The following is an 18,809-nucleotide window of genomic DNA, read 5'->3' on the forward strand; positions in this document are numbered from 1 at the left end:
ATCGCGATCGCGTTTAGGGGCGGGCGCTCAACGTTCTGCCGGGTACAGGGTGAGGAAGTACTCTTCGAGGCCAGCCCACTGGTTCAGGTAGTCGCTAAGGTCGTCGCCGGCCAGCTCAGAAGCCTGCGGCCACTCTCGCGCGAGGGTTTCCTTGGCGGTGTCGCGACCGCGGTACTGCACGATGACCGCGTAGTCGCCCTCGTCGAGCAGGTCCATGACGATTCCTTCGCCGAAGCCGTCGCCAGCGTGCAGGCGCGCGCTGGGAAACGGTAAGGCGAAGCGTCGGGTGGAATCCCACGACGTGGTGTCGACCTCGGTGGGCGCGTCGTGCAGGGCGACGGTGAGCCGCACTTTGAGGAGGTCTTGGGCGCAGACCACCATGACGGCGAAGTCGCTGGCCGCGACCTGGTCCTGGTAGGCGGCGTCGAGGGCCTCTGGATGGCCGGGCTGGTCGGGCAGGGTGTAGTCGTGAATGCGGATGATCTTGTAGGAGGGTGAGAACACCGCTTCCCGTGTGTCGATGAGGCTCACGTGTGTCACCCTTCGCCAGCCGACGGGGTGGTCACGACCAGGCCGGCCGTGACCACCCCGGCACGTCACGGCTGGTTGACGACCTTCACGTAGAAGCCGTCACAGTCGAGTATGCGGTTGAGGCGGAAGAACGCGCCGAGGGCAGTCCCGCCCTGGCCGTTCTGCCGTCCGTCGATGGGCCGTGCCGACCCGTGCCACTGGCGCCAGTCGACGGGGCTGGTCGCGGTGGGGTTCTGGCAGGTGACGCCGCTGGTGGAGGTCGCCGCGCCCTCGTAGGTGGACTGGAAAGGGAATTCGTCGCACTCGAGCCCGCCCTGACTGTATTCCGGTCCCCAGACGTCCTTGCACAGCTTCACGGCCTCGTTGTGGTTGGCGTCTTTGGCGCTGCCCATGAGCCGGTGCAACGGCCGATTCTCGCCGGGTACGTTCTTGCCGACGATGCTGGGGAAGGTGTACTGGGGTCGGTGCAGCGCGTCGTCGACGTGGACGGCCTCCGCACGGTAGGTGCTGCTCGCTCCCCGGTCGAGCTCCAGGGTCGGTGTGGAGTCGGTGAATACCGTGCCGTTCGCCGGTGCGCTGCCGATGGCCGTTCCTGCGGAGTCGAAGCGTGCGGCGGTGGCCGCGATCTGTGAGTTCCAGGGGATGGTCTGTCCGTCTCGGTATTCGACCGTGATGGACGTGAGCGCGAGCAGGTCGACGGTGGCGTAGGGCAGTTGCCCGGCGCCGTCGGTGGATGTGGCGGTGATCGGTTGCAGGGCCGGTCGGGAGAACCAGGACTCGATGTTGTCGCTGCGGTAGGTCTCCCCACTGCAGGTGATGAACGCGGCTCCGGCGCAGTTGCCGACTTGCGCGGTGATGTATCCCAGGTTGGCGTTGAGCTGGCTGGCGATGCCGGCCTGTTCGACGCTGACCTGCATGTCGACGCGGCGGCTGGTGTAGTCGGCCTTGGCCAGCAGCCAGAACTCGAGCTGGATGAAGCCCAGGTACTCGCCTGTGCCGACCTTCCTGAGCTCGACCTTCGTCAGGGGTAGGTGATGGCACTGTTCGAAGCGGCTGCGTGCCCAGCCACGCTGGCGGGCCGCCTCGTCGGGATGGCTCAGGCATGCCTGGCGTAGCTCGGTCCAGTCGATGGCGGCGGTGCTGTCACGCAGGCGGGTTCCGGCGGCAGCGGGGTTCTGACCGGCCATCACCAGGCTGAGGGCCGCCGTTAGGACGAGGGCCCACTGTCGAAGTTTCATGCCATACCTCGCAGCAGTAGACGTCGGTGAGGTCATCGGCCCACGACCGCGAACAGCAGGGAGCCGTCCTGGACCCGGTAGACCAGGGTCCAGCCGTGGTAGGTGCCGCGGGCGGCGCTGTCCACGGCGGCGACGGTGTCATCGCCGGACAGCACGTGGACCTTCTCGGTGTCGGGCATGTTGACCGGGTGGAAGCCGCTGAGCTGGGAGCGCAGCTCGCCGACCGTGGTGGTGCGGGCGACTTCGGCGTTTACCGCCCGGGCGGCCCGGGGGTTGGCGCTCGCGGTCCGCAGCTGCGCCTTCGCGAGCGTCTTGGCCTCGGCGAGACCGATCGGCCTCGCCTGCCGCGTGGGCTTGTCGGTGGTGGTGACGGTGTTGCAGGTGTCTTTGCGGGCCAGCACGCAGGCGCGCAGGCCGGGCACCGTGTCCAAGCAGTTCGATGCCTGCGTCTGCAGGCACGCTGCCAGCGCGGACTGATCCACACCCTCGTGTCCGGGCTGTTGGACTCGCAGGCGCTGGGCCGTCTGCGCGGCGGCTGCCGCGGTGGTCGGCTTGCGGACGGTGAAGACATCGGTCTGCAGAGGCCAGTCGGGTTGGGTGTAGGTGATGCGGGTGGCGTCGAGGCACCAGGGCGGCTTGTTGCTGCCCGTCCCGCCGCCGTAGTCCGCGTAGTCCGGGGGCATGTTGCACTGCTTGGGGGTGGCGACCGCCGTCTCCGCGTAGTACGGCCGGCGGACGATGCCGTTCTCGTCCATCAGTTGGGTGCGCAGCTCGACCGGGTCGGCCAACCCGGTGGCGTCGAGGTAGCGGACCTGCAAGCCGGCTTCGGAGTCGCGCAGCCGCCCGCCGGGCTGGCCGCCGGTCGTGCCGACCCGGTTGTAGTCGAAGTAGATGTCGAACTGGCCGGCGGTGCCGGTGCCGGTGAGCATGTAGGTGTGGTTGCGGGAGTCGGCGACCGCGGAGCCGTTGGGTGCGTTGAACTCGTCGACCGCCGGGATCGCGTGGACCTGCTGACCGATCGCGAGCGTCTCGATCCAGTAGGCGCTGTAGACGGGTGTGGCCACCGACGATGAGGTGCGTTGCGCTTGCCAGCCCACCTCGACCGCCGTGCCGGAACTGGTCCCTTGCCCGTTGATCGGGACGATCCTGGTGTAGCGGCGCACGACATTCGACAGCGGGTACGAGCCCGGATCACGGTAGGCCAGCTGCGCCGGGAAGTTCTTCCAGTTACTGATCAACGCCGTGAAGTTCTGGCTGCCCCGGACGCACATCTGCGACATGCCAGTCCAGTCCCGCGTCCGATAACCGCAGTCGAACGAACCGGTGCGCAGCTTCCAGAACTGGTTCCAGCCCGTACCGCAGTCGAACGAGATCACCTCGGCGTTGTTGGCCGTGCTCCCGCCCCTGACGTCCATGCACCGGTAGTCGTTGTAGTTGCGCCACTGCGTACCGCTCGCGGACGCGGTGATGCCGGTCCACCACACCTGGTTGCTGCCGTTGTTGCAGGTGTACAGAATGATCGGCGCGCCGTTACCGGTCACCGACCCGGACTTGTCCAGGCACTTGTTGGTGGCCACGTTGCGGATGCGGTATGCGTAGTCGGGGAACCCCTCAGAGGCCGGCAGCCGCTCCAGCTTCCACCGCTGGCGTCCCACGTCCGCGCCGGTCGTCCCCGGGATGTAGGTCGACGCGACGATCCGTGAGCTATTGCTGGTGCCGTCACCGGAGACGTGCAGGACCCGCATGTCCCCGGCCCGAAAGACCCCGATGGCGACCGGATCCGACGTGTTCGCATACGCCGGCGCAGACCCAACCGTCAGGCCCGCCGCTACCGCGACGACCGACAAGACGCCGGCAAGCCACGCCCAGCGGCGCGGCAACTTCGATGGTGATGATCGCAAGCGAATCCTCCTTCAACCACGAAGACGCATCGACGCATCCAAGGAGGAAGTCCACTCCGCGGCCAGCGGTGGCGATCCAGCCGTTGCCAGACAGCGGCAGCCGCAACCTCAAGCCGGGCTCCACTGTGACCATTCGATCGAACGGTCAAATGGTGCCCCGAACTCCACGCACGCCACGAGCCTGCCGCTCAGGTGTCATGGTGGTTCCCCCGTGAATGCCGCCCAGCCGTAGAAGCCGGGCGTACCTCAGTCGAACACATGTACGCATCGATGTCGAGGAATATTGACGCACGGTTCTCGACTGGTCGGGGTTGCTCGTGCTGACGGTACGCGGGCGCAGCGCCGGCGTGGGTAGTCGTGCCCGCGCAGGCGGGGCGCGCTGCGCTTCCCGCGCCGTGTACCGGCCCGGCCCTGGTCCGGCAAGGGACCCCGCTGGTCGGCGTCGCCACCGTCGCACCCGCCGTACATGGTGGGCCGTGGGTGGTGGCGGCGCCTGCGGGGCCCTTGTCTGCCTGCGGGCTTGCGGGCCGGTCGGCGGCGGGGTCAGCGCGCCCCACTTTGGCGGCGGGCCGCCAGGTACAACCTGCGACGGCTCACGTTCGTCCGGTACGCCTGGGCCGGGTGACGCGCGTGCTGACCGTCGTTGTCGTCACCGCTGTGAGGAGCTTGTTCGTGTTACCCGATGATCGTGCACATTGGCGAGTGCGTTCCCGTACTGATCTAGTCGGGTTGGTGCCGTACCTGCTGGGTTATCACCCGGAGGACGGCAGTCTGGTCGCGGTCCTACTCGCCGAGGACGGAAGGGTCGTCACACTCGCCCGGACCGAGCTGTCGGCGCCGCCGGCCGAGGTGAGCGCGCACCTGACCCGCGTGACGTCGGGTCATGGCGTGGTGTCGGTGGCGCTGGTCGGCTACGGCCCGCCGAGCGTGGCTGGGCAGGTGCGGGCGGCCGCCGACGCGTTCACCGGGCGACTGCGCCTCTGTGCGGTGCTGCTGCTCACCGGTGGGGAGCTGTTCTGCCTGGGGTGTTCGTGCCCGGACACGGCCGGGCGGCCGTTCGATCCGGCCGCGACGCGGACGGCGGCGCAGGCGACGCTGGCCGGCATGGTCGCGTTGCCGTCGCGAGCCCAATTGATGGCGTTGACCGACCCCGATCCCGGCGAGCAGGCGCGGACGGCCGCCGCGATCAGAGCGCTGCCGGCCGAGCGCGGCGATGATGACGGCGCGGTGGTGCGGTATCTGATGGGTCTGGCCGGCGACGGGCAGCGCCTGAGCAGCGGGCGGGTCGCCCGCCTGGTGGTGCTGCTGCGTGACCTCGAGGTCCGTGACGTGGCGTGGCGGGAGACCGGCCGGGAGATGTGGCAGCGGGACCTGTGGCTGGACGTCACCCGCCGCACCCCGGACGGCTTCCTCGCGGCGCCGGCCGCGCTGGCGGCCTGGTGCGCGTGGCTGCGCGGCGAGGAACACCTCGCGAACGCCGCTCTGGCGCGGGCACAGGCCGCAGACCCGGGCTATGGCCTGGCCGCGTTGATCGACCGGGCGTTGCGGGCGCACCTGCCCGCCGAGCTGATCGCCGCCAGGTGGCCACTGCCCGGCACCGACACGCGGGACGCGTCGTCACCGGGCACGGCCGGCCTGGGTGAACCGCGATGAACGCCCGGCCTACCTCCGGCGAGGGCGTCGTGGTGGCGGTGACCGCTGATCCGGTCCTGCGGCAGCGGTGGCGCGACTGCGCCGTCCGCGCCGGAACCCACCTGCGCGAACACGGCAGTGTGGCCACCGCGCGCGGAGACTGGGCGGACGCGGGTCTGGTGCTGCTCGGCGGCGACCTGGCCCCCGCCGCGGCACAGGCGCGGATGCCCCGTACGGCTACCACGATCCTGGTTGCGGCCGGCCCCTTGGACATTGCGACGTTCGTGGCGGCCGAGGCCGTGCGGGCCAGCTACGTCGTGGTCCTGCCGGTTGGCGCCGATTGGCTCGTCCAGCAGTTGGCCAGGTACGCCACGCCGGTGCTTACCCAGCTGCGGACGGCGGATGTCACCGTGGCCCCGGCGACGTCGACTGCCTGCACCTGATCCTGGCCCTGCCGCACGGCAGGGTCGTACCCGCGATCCGAGAGCGGCGCAGCGCCGTCACCTGGCACAGCGACCACAGCCGCGACGAACTCCTCCAGCAGGTCCTCGAGCACGTCAGCGGTACCCCACCGTCGTCGACCTTGGAGCCCGCAGCCCCTTGGTGCCCCTTGAACGCGTGGAGCCGCAGGGTTCGCCAATGATCATCCCTCCGTGCGGCGGACCAGCATCGGCGAGTCGTTGCGCTCTGATCCCATCCGCCCGACCGCGCGGCGCGTCTACAAGCAGCCTGCTGCAGACCGCCAGCGGTTACCGGCTGCCGGAGCTTTCCGGCAGATCCGCCGCACTCGCTGGCGAACTCGGCCGCCGAAGGCGCCTGTCGACGCTCGCGGTCATCAACGTCCTGCCCAGTTCGATGTTCCTCTCTTCTCTGCCTTGAAAGGTTTCCCCGTGCACACTTCCGTTTCCCCCGACCTCACCGGCACGCCCGCCGCCGACATCGTGCTCACCGATTCCGGGGCAGCCGATCAGACGCCCTCAGTGGATGCCGCCGACCGGGCAGCGGCGCCGTCCGGCGACGACACCGCCGTCGAGTGCGGGTCGACGCTCGCGGCCGTGGTCGCCGCGGCCGACAACGGGTATCCGGTCGTCGGGCTGGCCGACGGCGCCGAGGGCGTCGTCGTGGCATCCCGCGACACCCTCGTCGAGGTCCTCCTCGACGGCGGAATCGTCCGCCACTTCCCACCCGCAACACCCGTGCGGGCGGTGACCGATCCGGCCCTGACAGGCGCGCTGCTACGTCAGGCGATGGCGTACCTGGACCGGGAACACCGCGAAGCGGTCCGCCGCCGCGACGACCTGCACCGGGCGCACCAGCGGCAGCTGACGCAGATCCGCGTCTACGCCATCCAGCGTCATCTGGCGGGAGACATCTGCAGGGGTGGACTGAACGACTTTCTCCGGGAGTTCGAACTCGGCGAGTACGAGCCGCTGGTGCGGGTCCGGTACACGATCACCGGCAGCTACCTCGTCCGCGCGGGCAGCGAGCACGACGCCGCCACGGACGCGCGTGGCTACCTGGGCGTCGATCTGGACAACGTCGATGACGTGGTCGAGGACTCCGACGCACACGAGGTCGTGGTCGACAGCGTCGACCAGGTCAACGACGACGAGTAGCCCCTGACCGGCGCGGCCGGCGGGCCGATACCCGCCGGTGCTGCGCAACCTGTCCTGCCCCCACGAAAGGGCCGCCCTGATGGGCGGCCCTTTCGCCGTTTCTGAAGGAGAAGCCCGATCGTGTCTGCTCGTATGCGGCAGGGGCCGCGCCGGCTCGACCTGGCCGTGCGTGACGCCCTGACCCGCGCCCACGTCGACGGCACCCGTGTCCGGCTCGCTGACCAGCTCACCCCGGCCGACTACACCGCCGTGGCGAAAGTCCTGGCCGCGTTGGGCGGGCTGTGGTCACCCGCGGCCCGCGCCACCGTCTTCCCCGACAACGCGGACCCGGCCGACCTCATCGTCCAGGTGTTGCGGTCCGGGGTGGTGCCGTGGCATCCGCGGACCGCGGAGGGCTGGGTCCGCACCCCGGACGACCTCGCCGACGAACTGTGCGCCTATCCGCACACCGACTTGGCGTGGCTGCCCGCAGGCTCGCGGGTGCTGGAACCCTCCGCCGGGATCGGCTCCCTGGCCGCCGCGATGCTCCGCACCAACCCCGGCCTGATCATCGACGCGGTCGAGCCGAACCCGCAACGGGCGGCCGTCTGTCGCAGCCTCGGCGACCAGGTGACCGTGCACCAGAGCACGTTCGAAACCTATGCCGCGCAGGCGATGCGCGCCGGCACCACCTACTCGGCGATCGTGATGAACCCTCCCTTCGCGGTCCCGTCCGACCCAGCGATATGGCAAGAACATGTGCGCATGGCGTGGCACCTGCTCGCTCCTGGCGCCCGCCTGGTCTGCGTCGTGCCCGCCACCATGGCGCATCGCGGCGACGCCCGGCACCGCGACATCCGGACGTTCATCGAACACCACGGACTGCACTACCGCCTTCCTCCGGATGCGTTCGCCGAGTCCGGCACCGGCACCGCGACCGCGGTCGTCACCCTCACCAAACCCGTCCGGCGAGACCGCCTGGACTTCCTCTTCCCCGACCAATGCGCCCTCGCCTCGGCGTTTGCAGGGCAGGTGCCGGTGCGGGTCGAGGAGCCGCGGCTGACCGGTGAGGCCGCGAAATCGGCGCCGGTGCAGGTGTGGTGGGACTCGTGGCGGCGCCGCGACCGGACCCTGCGTTACCGCGGGCGTTGCGTGCTGGATGGCTGGCTGTTGTGGGGCTTCGATGACGGGGAGAACGACCCGCGGGGTGTGCTGGGGGATTTCACCGCCGGGTTCAGCCTGCACGCCGAGGACTACGACCTGGAGGGGCCATCGGTCGGTTTGTGCTGCGGCTGTGGCAACGACGGTGATCGTTACCGCGCCGGATTGGACCGGGCCCGCGGGCATTGGAGTACACCCGTGTCGATCCCCGAGCCCGACCTGGCGCGTCCTGGGGAGTTCCCGGCCGTCGCGTAGCTGACCGGCGTCCGCGCGTGGCGCGGGCCGCCCGCGCGGTTGCTGGCCCGTGATCCTGGCCGGCCGCGGCTGGCCCCACAACACCCCTGCCCCCGCCCCACTCCCACCCAGGCCGCGCAGCCGCCGCCGGGGGCGGGGGTGTGTGCGGGCCTGCGCCGATCGGCCGCCCTGACGGATCGGGCCAGCACCGCCCGGCGGCCGCCACGCCGGCCCGGTGGCGGATGCCCCTGCACTTTTGTGTTCAACCGATGAAGGGAACCGTTTCACATGACCATCTCCGTACTACCTCCCACCCTCGACGGCGTCGCCGACGATGGCCTGGGCGATCCTGCCGTTGCGGCGCAGTTGCCGCAGTTGCGCCTGGAGTACCTCGACCCTCGATCGCTTGTCGACAACCCGGGGAACCTGCGCACCGCGGTCGGGGAGGTCGAGGACCTGAAGGCGTCGATGGCCGAGGTCGGGATCCTCTGCCCCCTGGTCGTCGTCCCAGCCGACGGCGACGGCGAGGACATCCAGCTGATGATCCAGATCGGGCACCGGCGGAAGCAGGCCGCGATCGAACTCGATTTTCCGCTCGTGCCGTGTGTCATCGCTCCGGACGAGGGCGCCGCGAAGCTGATCATCGCGCAGCTCGCGGAGAACGGTCACCGGGCCGGTCTGACGGCGACCGAGGAAGCCGAAGGGTTCCACCAGCTCGCCTTGCTGGACTGGAGCCCGGAACGGATCGCCAAGGTCCGGCACACCTCAGCGGAGCGGGTGCGGCAGTCGTTGACCCTGCGCAGTCTGCCGCAGCAGGCGCAGGACGCCGCCGACGACGGCACCCTGACCCTGGACGACGCGGCAGCCCTCGCGGAGTTCGCCGACCAGCCGGCGGCGATGACCCGCATCCTCAAGGCCACCGGCTCGCCGTGGGGTGTCCGCCACGCGATCGCCTCCGAACGGTCGAAGCAGCAGTACACGACGGCGAAGGAACGCGCCAAAGCCGAACTGATCCTCGCCGGGGTCAAGGTCACCTCCAAACCGAAGGGCTGGCCCTACCAGGGCCCGGCGGCCGCCAAGGATCTGGTCGACGCCGACGGGCAGCCCTTGGATGTCGAGGAGGTGCGGACCCGGCCGGGGTTCGCCGCGTTCGTCGACCGCGACGGTGACACGGCGCGGGCGGTGGTGTACTGCACGGACCCGGCCGAGTGGGGCTACACGCGGCGCAGCACCGCCGTCGCGTCCGGTACCCACGGTCTGTCCGACGACGAACGCGCCGACCGCGAGCGTGCGCAGCAGCAGCGGGCTCTACTGCGGGAGGGGATGCAGGTCGCGGCGTCGGTCCGCGCCGAGTTCTACAAGCAGACGTACGGCACCGCACGGGCCGCGCGGCAACTGTTCGTCGAGGCCTTGCGGGACGCGGTCAGCGACAGCCCGCTGCGCTTCGGCGACGTCGACGGCCTGTACGCGGCGCTGGGCGGCGCCGACACCGAGGCGGTCGCCGGGGCGAAGGAGGACCGGCTGCGCCGCTGCCTGGTCGCGCGGTGGGTCTGCGCGCACGAAAGAAACCTGGGTCACGTCGCGGCCGGGCAGGACTGGGCGTTCGACGCCGACGCGGCGGTGTTCTGGCTCGACCAGCTCGTCGCCGACGGCTACACCCTGTCCGACGCCGAAACCACCCTGTACGAGGCGCTCACCACCGCCGACGACGAGGACGGCAACGACGACACCAGGGAGGCGGATGACGACGAGGTGGAGGACGAGGACGCCGGCGACCCAGACGGCGAGGACCGGGACGGCGCCCAGGCGGACAACGGGGGAGTGGACGCCAATGCCCAGGACGGCGAGGACGACATGTCCGAGCAGGAGGCGCCGCTGAGCGCAGTGGCCTGACCGGAAACGGCGTGCCGCTGCGCCACTGCATCCCACCTGTCTTCTCTGTCCGCTGGCGACGGCGCGAGTCCTACGGGGCTCCCGCCGTCGCCCTTTCTTGTCCTGAAGGGACTTACCGTGTCGTTGACGTTGACCGACCTGTTCTGCGGTGCCGGAGGCAGTTCCTCCGGTGCGGAACTCGTCGAGGGGGTGACCACCGTGATGGCCGCCAATCACTGGGACAAGGCGATCGCGACGCACCAGCACAACCTGCCCCTGGCGGCGCATGACTGCGCCGACATCTCCCAGGTCGACCCGCGCCGCTACCCGGCCACCGATCTGCTCTGGGCCAGCCCCGAGTGCACCAACCACTCCCAGGCCAAAGGGGTGTCACGTAAGGCCGACAAGGTTCCGGACCTGTTCGACCAGACGTTACCGGACGACGCCGCGGAACGCTCGCGGGCGACGATGTGGGACGTCGTCCGGTTCGTGGAAGCCAAACAACTCGCCGGACGGCCCTACACCGGATTCGTGGTCGAGAACGTCGTGGAGGTCAACAACTGGCTGCCGTATGCAGCCTGGCGGGCCGCGTTGGAGTCCTACGGCTATTGCCTGCACACCGTGTACCTCAACTCGATGTTCGCCCAGGCGGGCGGGCCGGGGGCGCCGCAATCCCGCGATCGATGGTATTGCGCCGGCCACCTCAAGAGTCTGGGCCGGTGCCCGAACCTGCGGCGGTGGACCCGGCCGGAGGCGACCTGTGAGCGGTGCGGGATCACGCAGCGGCCGGTCCAGGCGTGGAAGAACCGGGACAAGCAGTGGGGCCGCTACGGCGACCACGGCCAATACGTCTGGCGATGCCCGACCCCCGCCTGCCGCGGATCCCGAGTGCAGGTGCCGGTCCTTCCCGCGGCCGCCGCCATTGACTGGACCCTAGCGGGTACCAGAATTGGCGACCGGACCACGCCCCTCGCGCCGAAGACGATGGCCCGGATCGAAGCCGGGCTCGCCCGGTACGCGCGGCCGATGATGGTCCCGACCGGAGGGACATGGCGCACCGACGCCACACCGGTCGACGTGCCGATGCCCGCGCGGACAACGCGGGAGAACGACGCCCTCACCATCCCCGACCCGGCGACGGCGGTGGTGGTGGCGCCGTTGGTGGTGGCCTTGGAAGGCCGCGCCACCGTCGCCCATGTCCGCCCGGTGGACCGGCCGCTGCGCGCGCAGACCGGCCGCCACCAGGACGCCCTGGTCGTGCCGATGCGCAATCATGGCATCGCCCGCCCCGCCGGCACCGATCCGCTGCCCACGGTGACCGCCGCCGGGAACCACCACGGCCTGCTGTCCTGGCCGGAGCTGCTGGTGCCGTACTACGGCACGGGCCGGGCCCGGCCCGTCGACCAGCCGATCGGTGTGCTACCGACCGTCGACCGGTACGCGCTGCTCAACACCCCATCCGCCCCAGCGATCGACACCGCTGACTGCACGTTCCGCATGCTCGAACCCCACGAAATCGCGCTCGGGATGGCCTTTGACACTGGCTATCAGATTCTCGGCACCCGCCGCGAAAAGGTCCGTCAGGCCGGAAATGCGGTCACGCCGCCCGCCGCGCGGGATTTGATCGCCGCACTGGTCGAAGCGATCACCGGCACCACCCCGACCTTCCGCCGCGCCGACTACACCCTGGCCGGGGGACGCGCATGAACCCCGACCCACGCCTCACCCCACCGGCACGCCAGCACCGCGCTGATCGGCATCCAGACACGATAATCGTCGACCACCTCACCGTTGCGTTGAACTCCGGTGCCGGACTGTCCGGTGCGGACACCGTGGACCTGGTGACACGGCTGGTTCAGGGCAGCGGCCGGCCCCTGCTCCCCGGCGAGACCTGGCCCGTCGACGCGACCGTCGAGGAAGACCGCCGCGGGCTGCTCACCGGCGTCCTCACCATCGGCGAGTACACGGTCCGCGTGTTCCAGCCCGCCGACGGGTCCGCGGACCTGCACCTCGCGGTCACCACCGCTGACGGCGACGACTACGGCCTCGCGGTCACCGTGGACGGCGAGCCGGTCCTGGACGCCATGCCCGGCACCTGGACCAGCACCGTCCCCGCCGACCTACGACCTCCGTCCACCACTCGGCGCCGCTGAGCCGCCCCGCCTCGCGTGGACACATCCGCGTATCCCCGCGCCCTCTTGCCATGACAGACAAGGAAACGCTCATGCCCCACCAGAACGATGATCCGGTGCCGCCCAAGCTGGAACCCGACACGCCCGCACAGCAGATCAGCGCCGAACCCCAGCCCGCCGAGTACGGGGCACACACCTTCGGCCGGCTCATCACCACCCGACTCGGGTGGATGCTCGGCACCCGGATCACGCCGCCGCTGTACCGGGGCAACCCGTTCGACCACCGCCCCTGCCCCCGCGCACAAACGTACACACTCACGGTCGGCTACCGGTCGGTGCTGGTCACCGCGTTCGAGCACACACCCACAGGCCTCCGCGACTCCCTGCCCGCCTACGCGATCAGCATCGACGGGGAACGGGTGCCATTCCGGCTCGCCGGATACCGGCACGTCGAGTGGCAGATCGCCCGCACCATCTGGCTCGCCCTCAACAACTCCACCTCCGCCGGGGGCGCCGGGTGAACGACGACAACAGCCTGCTGCGCCGGTGGGTCCACGCCCGGCTCCTACCCGACACAGCGACCGTGGCCGAGGCCCACGACGACCTCACCGCCGCCTGGCGTGTCGCCGACGAACTGCAACAACTGTCCCCGCTCCAGCTGCTGCCCACCGAGGAGGCGTGTGCGTGCCGGGGTCGACCGGTGTGCGTGGACCCGGACACGTACGTCAGCAGCGACGATGACGGTGACTGGCTGACCTGCCCCGACTGCCACCAACCCACCGTGATGATCACCCCCGGGGCGGGTATCACCGGCCTGCTGGCCGCGCACGCCGACCACACCCGCCGAGCTTCGGCGGCCGACGCCACGCGCTGACCCGGAAAGCCCCCGAACTGAACGCCATCGCGCCCGCGCCTCACCCGAGGCCGGGCGCACCTTTCGTGCCCGCATCATCGATCGCCAGGAGCATCCATTGATCGTCATCAGCCACAGCCATGAGGAAGGGACGGTGCTGAGCGGCTCCCGCAAGGGCGACGGCGTGTACGACATCGTCAAACAGCACGGGTTCCGCTGGTCTCGGCAGGTCGGCATCTACATGCGGGGCAGCCGCGACCGCGACGCTCCCCGGTCGCGGATCGACGCCGCCGCCCAGGCCTTACGTGAGGCGGGATTCGACGTCGTCGTTGAGATCGACGACCAGTGGCGCCCCGCCGCCATCCGGGAAGCCGCCACAGCTGATCGCGCCGACGAGCGAGCCGACCTGTACGAGGAACGCGCGGACCGGGCCGCTGGACGCCGCGATGCCCGGCATGACGCCGCGCACCGCACCCTGGACGGCATCCCCGCTGGGCAGCCGATGATGCCGAACCACCGCAGCTATGCCGCCGACCGGAACCGCCGCGAGCGGGCTTGGGCGAACCTGGACGCCGCGCGCGCCGAGGACAGCGCCGCCGGGCACTACGCGGACAAGGCCGCCGGGGTCCGCGCGCACGCCGACGCGATGGACAACCCGCGGGTGATCATGCGAAGGGTCGAGACGCTGCAAGCGGACCTGCGACGGTGGCAGCGCGAGCTTGCCGAAGCCGAAACAGTCCACGCCAGCGAGCAGTACCAGGACCGGTGCCGCCGCGAGATCGCCCGCCTGACCGAGAACATCACCCACCAGCAGGCCAAACTCGCCGACCGCGCCGCCACCGGCGCATTCATTGCCTGGGGCCCCGACACCCTCGCGAAAGGCGATGTGGTGCGCGGTGAGTTCGGCTGGTTCCGGGTCACCCGGGTCAACCGCAAATCCGTCAGCCTCGACAACGGCAACGATTGGCCGCAGCGGCTGAGCTTCGACAAGATCTACGGCCGGCGCCGCGACGGCGTCCAACTCGACACACCCAACGGGCAGCCGTGGCCGGTCGACCTCGCCGTGAAGGTCGCCCGCTGGCAGCGCATCGCCTGCGCCGCCACCAACCCTGGTTACGACGAGGGGCAGCAGCGGCAGGCCCGGCACGCCCGCTACGCCCGCCGCCTCCTGCACGGCCTCGACCTGGGCGCCTCCGACAGCCAGGTGCAGGCGTTCTGGCCATCCGGCGATGACCCGGAGACCCTCGCCGAACGGCGGCGACTGTCGGCCGCCTACCTCGACGTCTACGAGCGGCTCGAAGCCGACGAACGCGTCCCCGACATCATCGCCTCCCTCACCACCGACCCCGCCGTGCCGGTATGGGTCATGCCCGACGGCGACCCGGTCGACCGGCACCCGCACGACCTCCACGTGGGCGACATCGTCGCCGGACTCTGGGATACCGGCCCCCAGGGCCGAAAGTTGTGGCCGCACTTCACCGGCCCGGTCGCCGCCATCAGCGAACCCGTCGCCCGTGACGGCCGCTCGTGGGTGACCGTCACCCTCATCGACGGCGCCAGCCGCGAGTTCGCCACCACCCACTGGCTGGCGGTGCACCTCGCCCCTGCCGCATAGCCCCGGGCCCACGGTTATCCCTGCCCGTCTCGGCGCCCTTGCCGGACGGGCTGTCGCATTTCCGGAAGGAGAACACCTGTTATGCCGGAGACACCGCCTACCTTCGCCGTCGGGGACCGGGTCATCTGCAACCCGGACGAAACCCCGGCCCGCTACCACGGCATCGTCTGGACCGTCGAGTCCAAGGCCAGGGTCAACGTCAACCTCCGCCCCGTCGCCGGCGGACGCGGCCTGCGCATCCACCCGTCCGCGCTGCTACCCGCACCCGCCGACGGCACCATCCCGCCGACTGCCACCGTGGTCGCGCACCGGCCGCCGCTCACGTTGGGCGCGGTCGTCACCGTCGCCTCACCACGCTGGAAAGGCAGCACCGGCCTGTATGTGGTGCTGCGCGACAACGGCGACACCGCCCGCCTCGTACTGCTGGGCGGCGACCAGGACCGCTACTGGCCGAAGGTGCCGCGCGGCTGGCTCACCGAGGTCGACCGTGACGCGGTGCTGGCCGCGACCGCCGGACTGCGGACATCCTCATGACCACCGCAGCGCCGACCTCCCGCAGTGACGGGGAGACCCGCCCGGCGCCGTCCGCCCTGCTGCTCGCAGCGGCGTTGCGGTACGCCGCCACCGGTCTGCCCGTGGTGGCGATGCACACTCCGGTCCGGGGCGGATGCAGTTGCCGTGCCGGACCGGACTGCGGGTCGGCGGGTAAACATCCGCGGCTGCGGCACGGCCTACACGACGCATCCACCGACCCGCAGCTGATCCGGGCGTGGTGGTCGCGGTGGCCGTCCGCGAACGTCGGCGTGGCCACCGGCACGGTGCTGGACGTGTGCGACGTGGACACCCCCGGCGCGTTACGCCGCCTGCTGGATCTGCTCGACGTGATCCGCCCGGCCGGTCCGCTGGTGCGCACCGGACAGGGCTGGCACGTCTGGTACGCGGCCGCAGGGCTACCGAGCCGGGTGGCCGTCATGGCAAGCGTGGACTGGCGTGGCACGGGTGGTCTGGTCGTGGTTCCGCCCTCGTGGCATGCGACCGGCCGCCGGTACACGTTCGCGCAGCCGTTCACCGCCGGCCCGTTGCCCGCGGTGCCGCCGGCGCTGCACACCCTCGTCGCCTCATCGGTGCCTCCCGCCATCACTCCGCACGGCACTCGCGCGGTGGCGCCCGTGGTCCCGGCCGGGGTGGGGGAGGTGGACGTGGACCGGTACGGGCAGGCGGCGCTGGACGGGGAGATCAGGCGGATTCTCTCCGCACCCCGGCCCGTGGTCCGCGGCGGACAGCGGGTCGCCGGGGGAGGCCGCAACGTCGCGCTGAACACGGCGGCGTTCCGCCTAGGCCAGCTCTCCGCCGCCGCCGGTCTGGATGCGGGCGAGGTGTGGCCTCGGCTGACCGACGCCGCCACCACCGCGGGGCTACCGGTGGCCGAGGTGCGGCGCACCATCGCGTCCGGCTGGCAGGCCGGGCTGCGCTTCCCCCGAGCCCCGCGTCCGCGCAGTGTCCGGCTGTCCCGGTAGCCCCGGCCGGGGGTGCAATCCGAAACCACGCCGGGGCCGGGTCGCACGCTCGTCGGCCCCACGCAAGCGTCAGCGGACCAGGCTGACCAGCCGCCGCCACCAGCCCCGCCGGGCTACCACGATGTGGACGGGTCGGCAATCCGGTCGATCTCGGCCCGTCGCAGCGGCGCCCCAGGGTGGGGCAGTGCGGGTGGTCCCGGGTGGTGGCCGGGGCACCGGCTGAAGGAGCCCGAAGGTCAGCCCACCGACGGGGCGGGGGCGCGAAGCCCCTCCTTCCGAAGATTTGGCGGGCGTGTCTCGCTGCGCTCGACGCCAAATCTTCTCCCCCGGATGGCTTGCACCCCCGTCCCCCGGCGGGCTCTGACCGGCCCCGTCAGCGCGGCACCCCGACACCCCGGGCGCACACCAGTCCAGCCCAGAACACGGGGGCCGCACCGCACCATCAGATTCGGAGTCACCGTCATGCAGTTCACCCTCACCGTCGAAGGCAACCTCGCCGACAATCCCGAGCTGCGCTTCACCCCCACGGGCAAGGCCCTGTGCAAGTTCAGGGTTGCGCACAACACCCGCCGCCGTAACACCGCCGGCGAGTGGGTCGACGGCCCCACGATGTGGCTCACCGTCACCACCTGGGAAGCCCTCGCCGAGCGGTGCGCGGAGCACCTGCGCAAGGGCGACACCGTCATCGTCGACGGCCGCAACGACCTGTCCGTGTGGGCGTACCAGCTGCCCGACGCCGAACGGCCGACCGGGCAGTTGCAGGTCACCGCCGCGAACGTGTCGCTGAGCATGAGGTTCAAGGGCGCCGAGGTCGTCAGCCAGCGCCCTGGCCACGCCGTCGAGAGCGACGAGCGCGACCCGTGGGACGCCGAGATGGCCGACCGCGAGAACGAGCCTGCCTTCTGACCCCGGTGCGGGCCGCCCGGTCTCGGGCGGCCCCCACCCCCGGCCACCCCCTGTTGTTGCTCACCTCGCTTGGAGGGTTCGTTCTGATGTCCCTGTTCACCGTTGTCATCGAAGGCCGCCTCACCGCCAGCCCAGTCAGCGGGCACACCCGCGACGGCCGCGAGTATGTGCAGTTCCCGATCGTGCACCGCGACCGGTACCGCGACGCCACCGGCAAGTGGCAAGACGCCAAGGCGATGTTCTTCGAGGTCATGTGCTGGGGCGACCTCGCGTCGCGCGTGCGCAACCTGGTCCGCGGCGACCAGGTGGTCGTGGAGGCCGGGCAGCTGCTGCCCTACATCAACGACAGCGAACTGCCCGCACTGAAGGTGCAGGCACGCAACGTGTCGGTGTCGATGCGGTTCACCGACGCGCATGCCGGCACCCAGACGAAGCAGCGCCGAGGCGACATCGTCGTCACCGGCGACGGAGAGCGCTACGCCGCCGACGCCTACCCCGAGGTCGTCGCCGACCGCGAACTCGTCCACCACCGCTGACCCGCCGCGCATTCGATTGGGCCGGGCGCACCGCCGTCCGGCCCACTCGCCACGACACCGCGGACAGGAGCCGGGGCGCCCGCCGAACCGATCAACGTTCCCCCCCGAAGGCGTGCTGCGACGGCTGGTTCGTCGACCACACCGCCGAATGCGCGAACCCACACCTTCCAGGCCGTGTCCGGACTGCGCCGCCGGACCCGGCGAACGCCACCACGAGACAAGCCAGTGGTGGTGGACACCCCCGCAGTAGCCAGGCACGGCAACCCCGCCGCCCGCCTCGGCCCTGGCACACCACGCCGGGGCCACCATCCCCGTCATTAAGGAGTCTGCGATGCAGCGCACCACCACCCCACGCCCGCTCGACGCGGCAACCACGACCGCACGCCGCGCGACCCGGTTCCTGCTCGCCGGGCAGAAGGACTACTACACGCCTGGCAACGCAGTCGACGCCGCCGAGTACCGCATTGTCACCGGCTACCGCCGTCGGTAGAACCCGGCTGACACCAAGCAGGGCCGAACTCTGTACGAGGCTCGGCCCTGCCGCCATGCTCGGTTTCCTCACGTCCTCCGGCGAGTCCGCGCCGAAGCTCGCATCGGCTAACCGGAGCCGCCGTCGACGGCGTCACCAGCGAGCACTGCCGGACCACGACCGCCAGCCGCAGCCGCCGGCACATCGGCCGTGCGCGCCGGTGCCCGGTCCGTGGGCTGGTCCGCGCGGGCGAGCGCGGCACGGACCGTGGACACCGGCACGTCGAGTATCGCCGCGATCTCCACCACCGGCTCCCCAAGCGCCTTGAGCGCCGCGACCGCGGTCTCCGCCTCAGCCATGAGCACCGCCGCCGCCTGCTCGGCGTCCGCGACGATCCGCTGCGCCCGCTCGGCCGCCTCCGCCCGGACAGACGCGACGCGGCCGGTCCGGTCAAAGAACACCGCGACCGCGTCGGTCACCTGCTGCTCATGCGCCGCCAACCGCGCCCGCCGCAACGCCGCGACCGCAGACGCCTTCCGCGCCGCCGAACGATTCACACCTGCACCTGTCATCCGTTTCGCCATGCCCGAACCATAGCCACCACCCGCCAATTCTCT

General features: G+C 70.8%; 19 protein-coding genes. 15 read left to right on the plus strand and 4 right to left on the minus strand.

The annotated features are described in order from the left end of the window. Positions 1 to 27: 27 nt before the first annotated feature. The 3 genes from ACMCNO_RS12615 to ACMCNO_RS12625 all read right to left on the minus strand — a co-directional run bounded on the left by ACMCNO_RS12615 (position 28) and on the right by ACMCNO_RS12625 (position 3,670). Positions 28 to 531, minus strand: a complete 504-nt coding sequence (locus tag ACMCNO_RS12615) for a hypothetical protein (RefSeq protein ID WP_412749594.1) — start codon at positions 529 to 531, stop codon at positions 28 to 30. Between the two features lie 65 nt (positions 532 to 596). Further along, the gene (locus ACMCNO_RS12620) at positions 597 to 1,769 is read right to left on the minus strand and encodes a hypothetical protein (protein ID WP_412749595.1); all 1,173 of its coding nucleotides are present in this window, start codon (positions 1,767 to 1,769) and stop codon (positions 597 to 599) included. Positions 1,770 to 1,801: 32 nt separating this feature from the next. Continuing rightward, the gene (locus ACMCNO_RS12625; RefSeq protein ID WP_412749596.1) at positions 1,802 to 3,670 is read right to left on the minus strand and encodes an RICIN domain-containing protein; all 1,869 of its coding nucleotides are present in this window, start codon (positions 3,668 to 3,670) and stop codon (positions 1,802 to 1,804) included. A gap of 702 nt (positions 3,671 to 4,372) precedes the next feature. Between ACMCNO_RS12625 and ACMCNO_RS12630 the strand changes: the two genes are divergently transcribed. From ACMCNO_RS12630 to ACMCNO_RS12700, 15 genes are all read left to right on the plus strand, one after another. Continuing rightward, entirely contained in the window at positions 4,373 to 5,323 is a 951-nt protein-coding gene (locus ACMCNO_RS12630; protein WP_412749597.1) for a DUF4192 domain-containing protein, read from the plus strand. Further along, complete coding sequence (locus tag ACMCNO_RS12635) at positions 5,320 to 5,745, plus strand: hypothetical protein (protein ID WP_412749598.1); 426 nt, start codon at positions 5,320 to 5,322, stop codon at positions 5,743 to 5,745. Before ACMCNO_RS12630 ends, ACMCNO_RS12635 begins: the two co-directional genes overlap by 4 nt. Positions 5,746 to 6,192: 447 nt before the next feature. Continuing rightward, a complete protein-coding gene (locus tag ACMCNO_RS12640; protein ID WP_412749599.1) occupies positions 6,193 to 6,918 on the plus strand; it encodes a hypothetical protein in 726 nt (241 codons plus the stop codon). A gap of 120 nt (positions 6,919 to 7,038) precedes the next feature. Continuing rightward, positions 7,039 to 8,313 carry a methyltransferase gene (locus ACMCNO_RS12645; RefSeq protein ID WP_412749600.1) on the plus strand — a complete coding sequence of 425 codons (1,275 nt, stop codon included), beginning with the start codon at positions 7,039 to 7,041 and terminating at the stop codon, positions 8,311 to 8,313. Positions 8,314 to 8,580: 267 nt separating this feature from the next. Beyond that, on the plus strand, positions 8,581 to 10,185 hold the full coding sequence (locus ACMCNO_RS12650; RefSeq protein WP_412749601.1) for a ParB/RepB/Spo0J family partition protein: 1,605 nt from the start codon (positions 8,581 to 8,583) through the stop codon (positions 10,183 to 10,185). 117 nt (positions 10,186 to 10,302) lie between these two features. Next, positions 10,303 to 11,871, plus strand: a complete 1,569-nt coding sequence (locus tag ACMCNO_RS12655; RefSeq protein ID WP_412749602.1) for a DNA cytosine methyltransferase — start codon at positions 10,303 to 10,305, stop codon at positions 11,869 to 11,871. 134 nt (positions 11,872 to 12,005) lie between these two features. Continuing rightward, complete coding sequence (locus ACMCNO_RS12660; protein ID WP_412749603.1) at positions 12,006 to 12,317, plus strand: hypothetical protein; 312 nt, start codon at positions 12,006 to 12,008, stop codon at positions 12,315 to 12,317. Between the two features lie 71 nt (positions 12,318 to 12,388). Then, a complete protein-coding gene (locus ACMCNO_RS12665; protein WP_412749604.1) occupies positions 12,389 to 12,817 on the plus strand; it encodes a hypothetical protein in 429 nt (142 codons plus the stop codon). Next, a complete protein-coding gene (locus ACMCNO_RS12670; protein ID WP_412749605.1) occupies positions 12,814 to 13,170 on the plus strand; it encodes a hypothetical protein in 357 nt (118 codons plus the stop codon). Before ACMCNO_RS12665 ends, ACMCNO_RS12670 begins: the two co-directional genes overlap by 4 nt. Before the next feature lie 97 nt (positions 13,171 to 13,267). Further along, positions 13,268 to 14,764 carry a DUF3560 domain-containing protein gene (locus ACMCNO_RS12675; RefSeq protein ID WP_412749606.1) on the plus strand — a complete coding sequence of 499 codons (1,497 nt, stop codon included), beginning with the start codon at positions 13,268 to 13,270 and terminating at the stop codon, positions 14,762 to 14,764. Positions 14,765 to 14,845: 81 nt separating this feature from the next. Continuing rightward, positions 14,846 to 15,298 carry a hypothetical protein gene (locus tag ACMCNO_RS12680; protein ID WP_412749607.1) on the plus strand — a complete coding sequence of 151 codons (453 nt, stop codon included), beginning with the start codon at positions 14,846 to 14,848 and terminating at the stop codon, positions 15,296 to 15,298. Next, positions 15,295 to 16,281 carry a bifunctional DNA primase/polymerase gene (locus ACMCNO_RS12685; protein WP_412749608.1) on the plus strand — a complete coding sequence of 329 codons (987 nt, stop codon included), beginning with the start codon at positions 15,295 to 15,297 and terminating at the stop codon, positions 16,279 to 16,281. The genes ACMCNO_RS12680 and ACMCNO_RS12685 overlap by 4 nt, the downstream gene beginning before the upstream one ends. 462 nt (positions 16,282 to 16,743) lie before the next feature. Further along, positions 16,744 to 17,187 (plus strand): single-stranded DNA-binding protein, encoded by a 444-nt coding sequence (locus ACMCNO_RS12690; protein WP_412749609.1) that lies wholly within the window; start codon positions 16,744 to 16,746, stop codon positions 17,185 to 17,187. Between the two features lie 86 nt (positions 17,188 to 17,273). Then, positions 17,274 to 17,723, plus strand: a complete 450-nt coding sequence (locus ACMCNO_RS12695; protein WP_412749610.1) for a single-stranded DNA-binding protein — start codon at positions 17,274 to 17,276, stop codon at positions 17,721 to 17,723. Positions 17,724 to 18,054: 331 nt separating this feature from the next. Then, positions 18,055 to 18,213 (plus strand): hypothetical protein, encoded by a 159-nt coding sequence (locus tag ACMCNO_RS12700; RefSeq protein WP_412749611.1) that lies wholly within the window; start codon positions 18,055 to 18,057, stop codon positions 18,211 to 18,213. Between the two features lie 107 nt (positions 18,214 to 18,320). Here the strand turns inward: ACMCNO_RS12700 and ACMCNO_RS12705 are convergent, their stop codons facing one another. Continuing rightward, positions 18,321 to 18,749, minus strand: a complete 429-nt coding sequence (locus ACMCNO_RS12705; RefSeq protein ID WP_412749612.1) for a hypothetical protein — start codon at positions 18,747 to 18,749, stop codon at positions 18,321 to 18,323. Positions 18,750 to 18,809 lie beyond the last annotated feature (60 nt).

Origin of the sequence: Krasilnikovia sp. M28-CT-15, assembly GCF_047159595.1 — a bacterium.
Taxonomy (GTDB): domain Bacteria; phylum Actinomycetota; class Actinomycetes; order Mycobacteriales; family Micromonosporaceae; genus Actinoplanes.

Excerpts from the sequence above, each read along its gene's own strand:
- ACMCNO_RS12620 (WP_412749595.1), bottom strand. The coding sequence starts at position 1,769 with ATGAAACTTCGACAGTGGGCCCTCGTCCTAACGGCGGCCCTCAGCCTG.
- ACMCNO_RS12635 (WP_412749598.1), top strand. The coding sequence starts at position 5,320 with ATGAACGCCCGGCCTACCTCCGGCGAGGGCGTCGTGGTGGCGGTGACC.
- ACMCNO_RS12650 (WP_412749601.1), top strand. The coding sequence starts at position 8,581 with ATGACCATCTCCGTACTACCTCCCACCCTCGACGGCGTCGCCGACGAT.
- ACMCNO_RS12665 (WP_412749604.1), top strand. The coding sequence starts at position 12,389 with ATGCCCCACCAGAACGATGATCCGGTGCCGCCCAAGCTGGAACCCGAC.
- ACMCNO_RS12680 (WP_412749607.1), top strand. The coding sequence starts at position 14,846 with ATGCCGGAGACACCGCCTACCTTCGCCGTCGGGGACCGGGTCATCTGC.
- ACMCNO_RS12685 (WP_412749608.1), top strand. The coding sequence starts at position 15,295 with ATGACCACCGCAGCGCCGACCTCCCGCAGTGACGGGGAGACCCGCCCG.
- ACMCNO_RS12690 (WP_412749609.1), top strand. The coding sequence starts at position 16,744 with ATGCAGTTCACCCTCACCGTCGAAGGCAACCTCGCCGACAATCCCGAG.
- ACMCNO_RS12695 (WP_412749610.1), top strand. The coding sequence starts at position 17,274 with ATGTCCCTGTTCACCGTTGTCATCGAAGGCCGCCTCACCGCCAGCCCA.
- ACMCNO_RS12700 (WP_412749611.1), top strand. The coding sequence starts at position 18,055 with ATGCAGCGCACCACCACCCCACGCCCGCTCGACGCGGCAACCACGACC.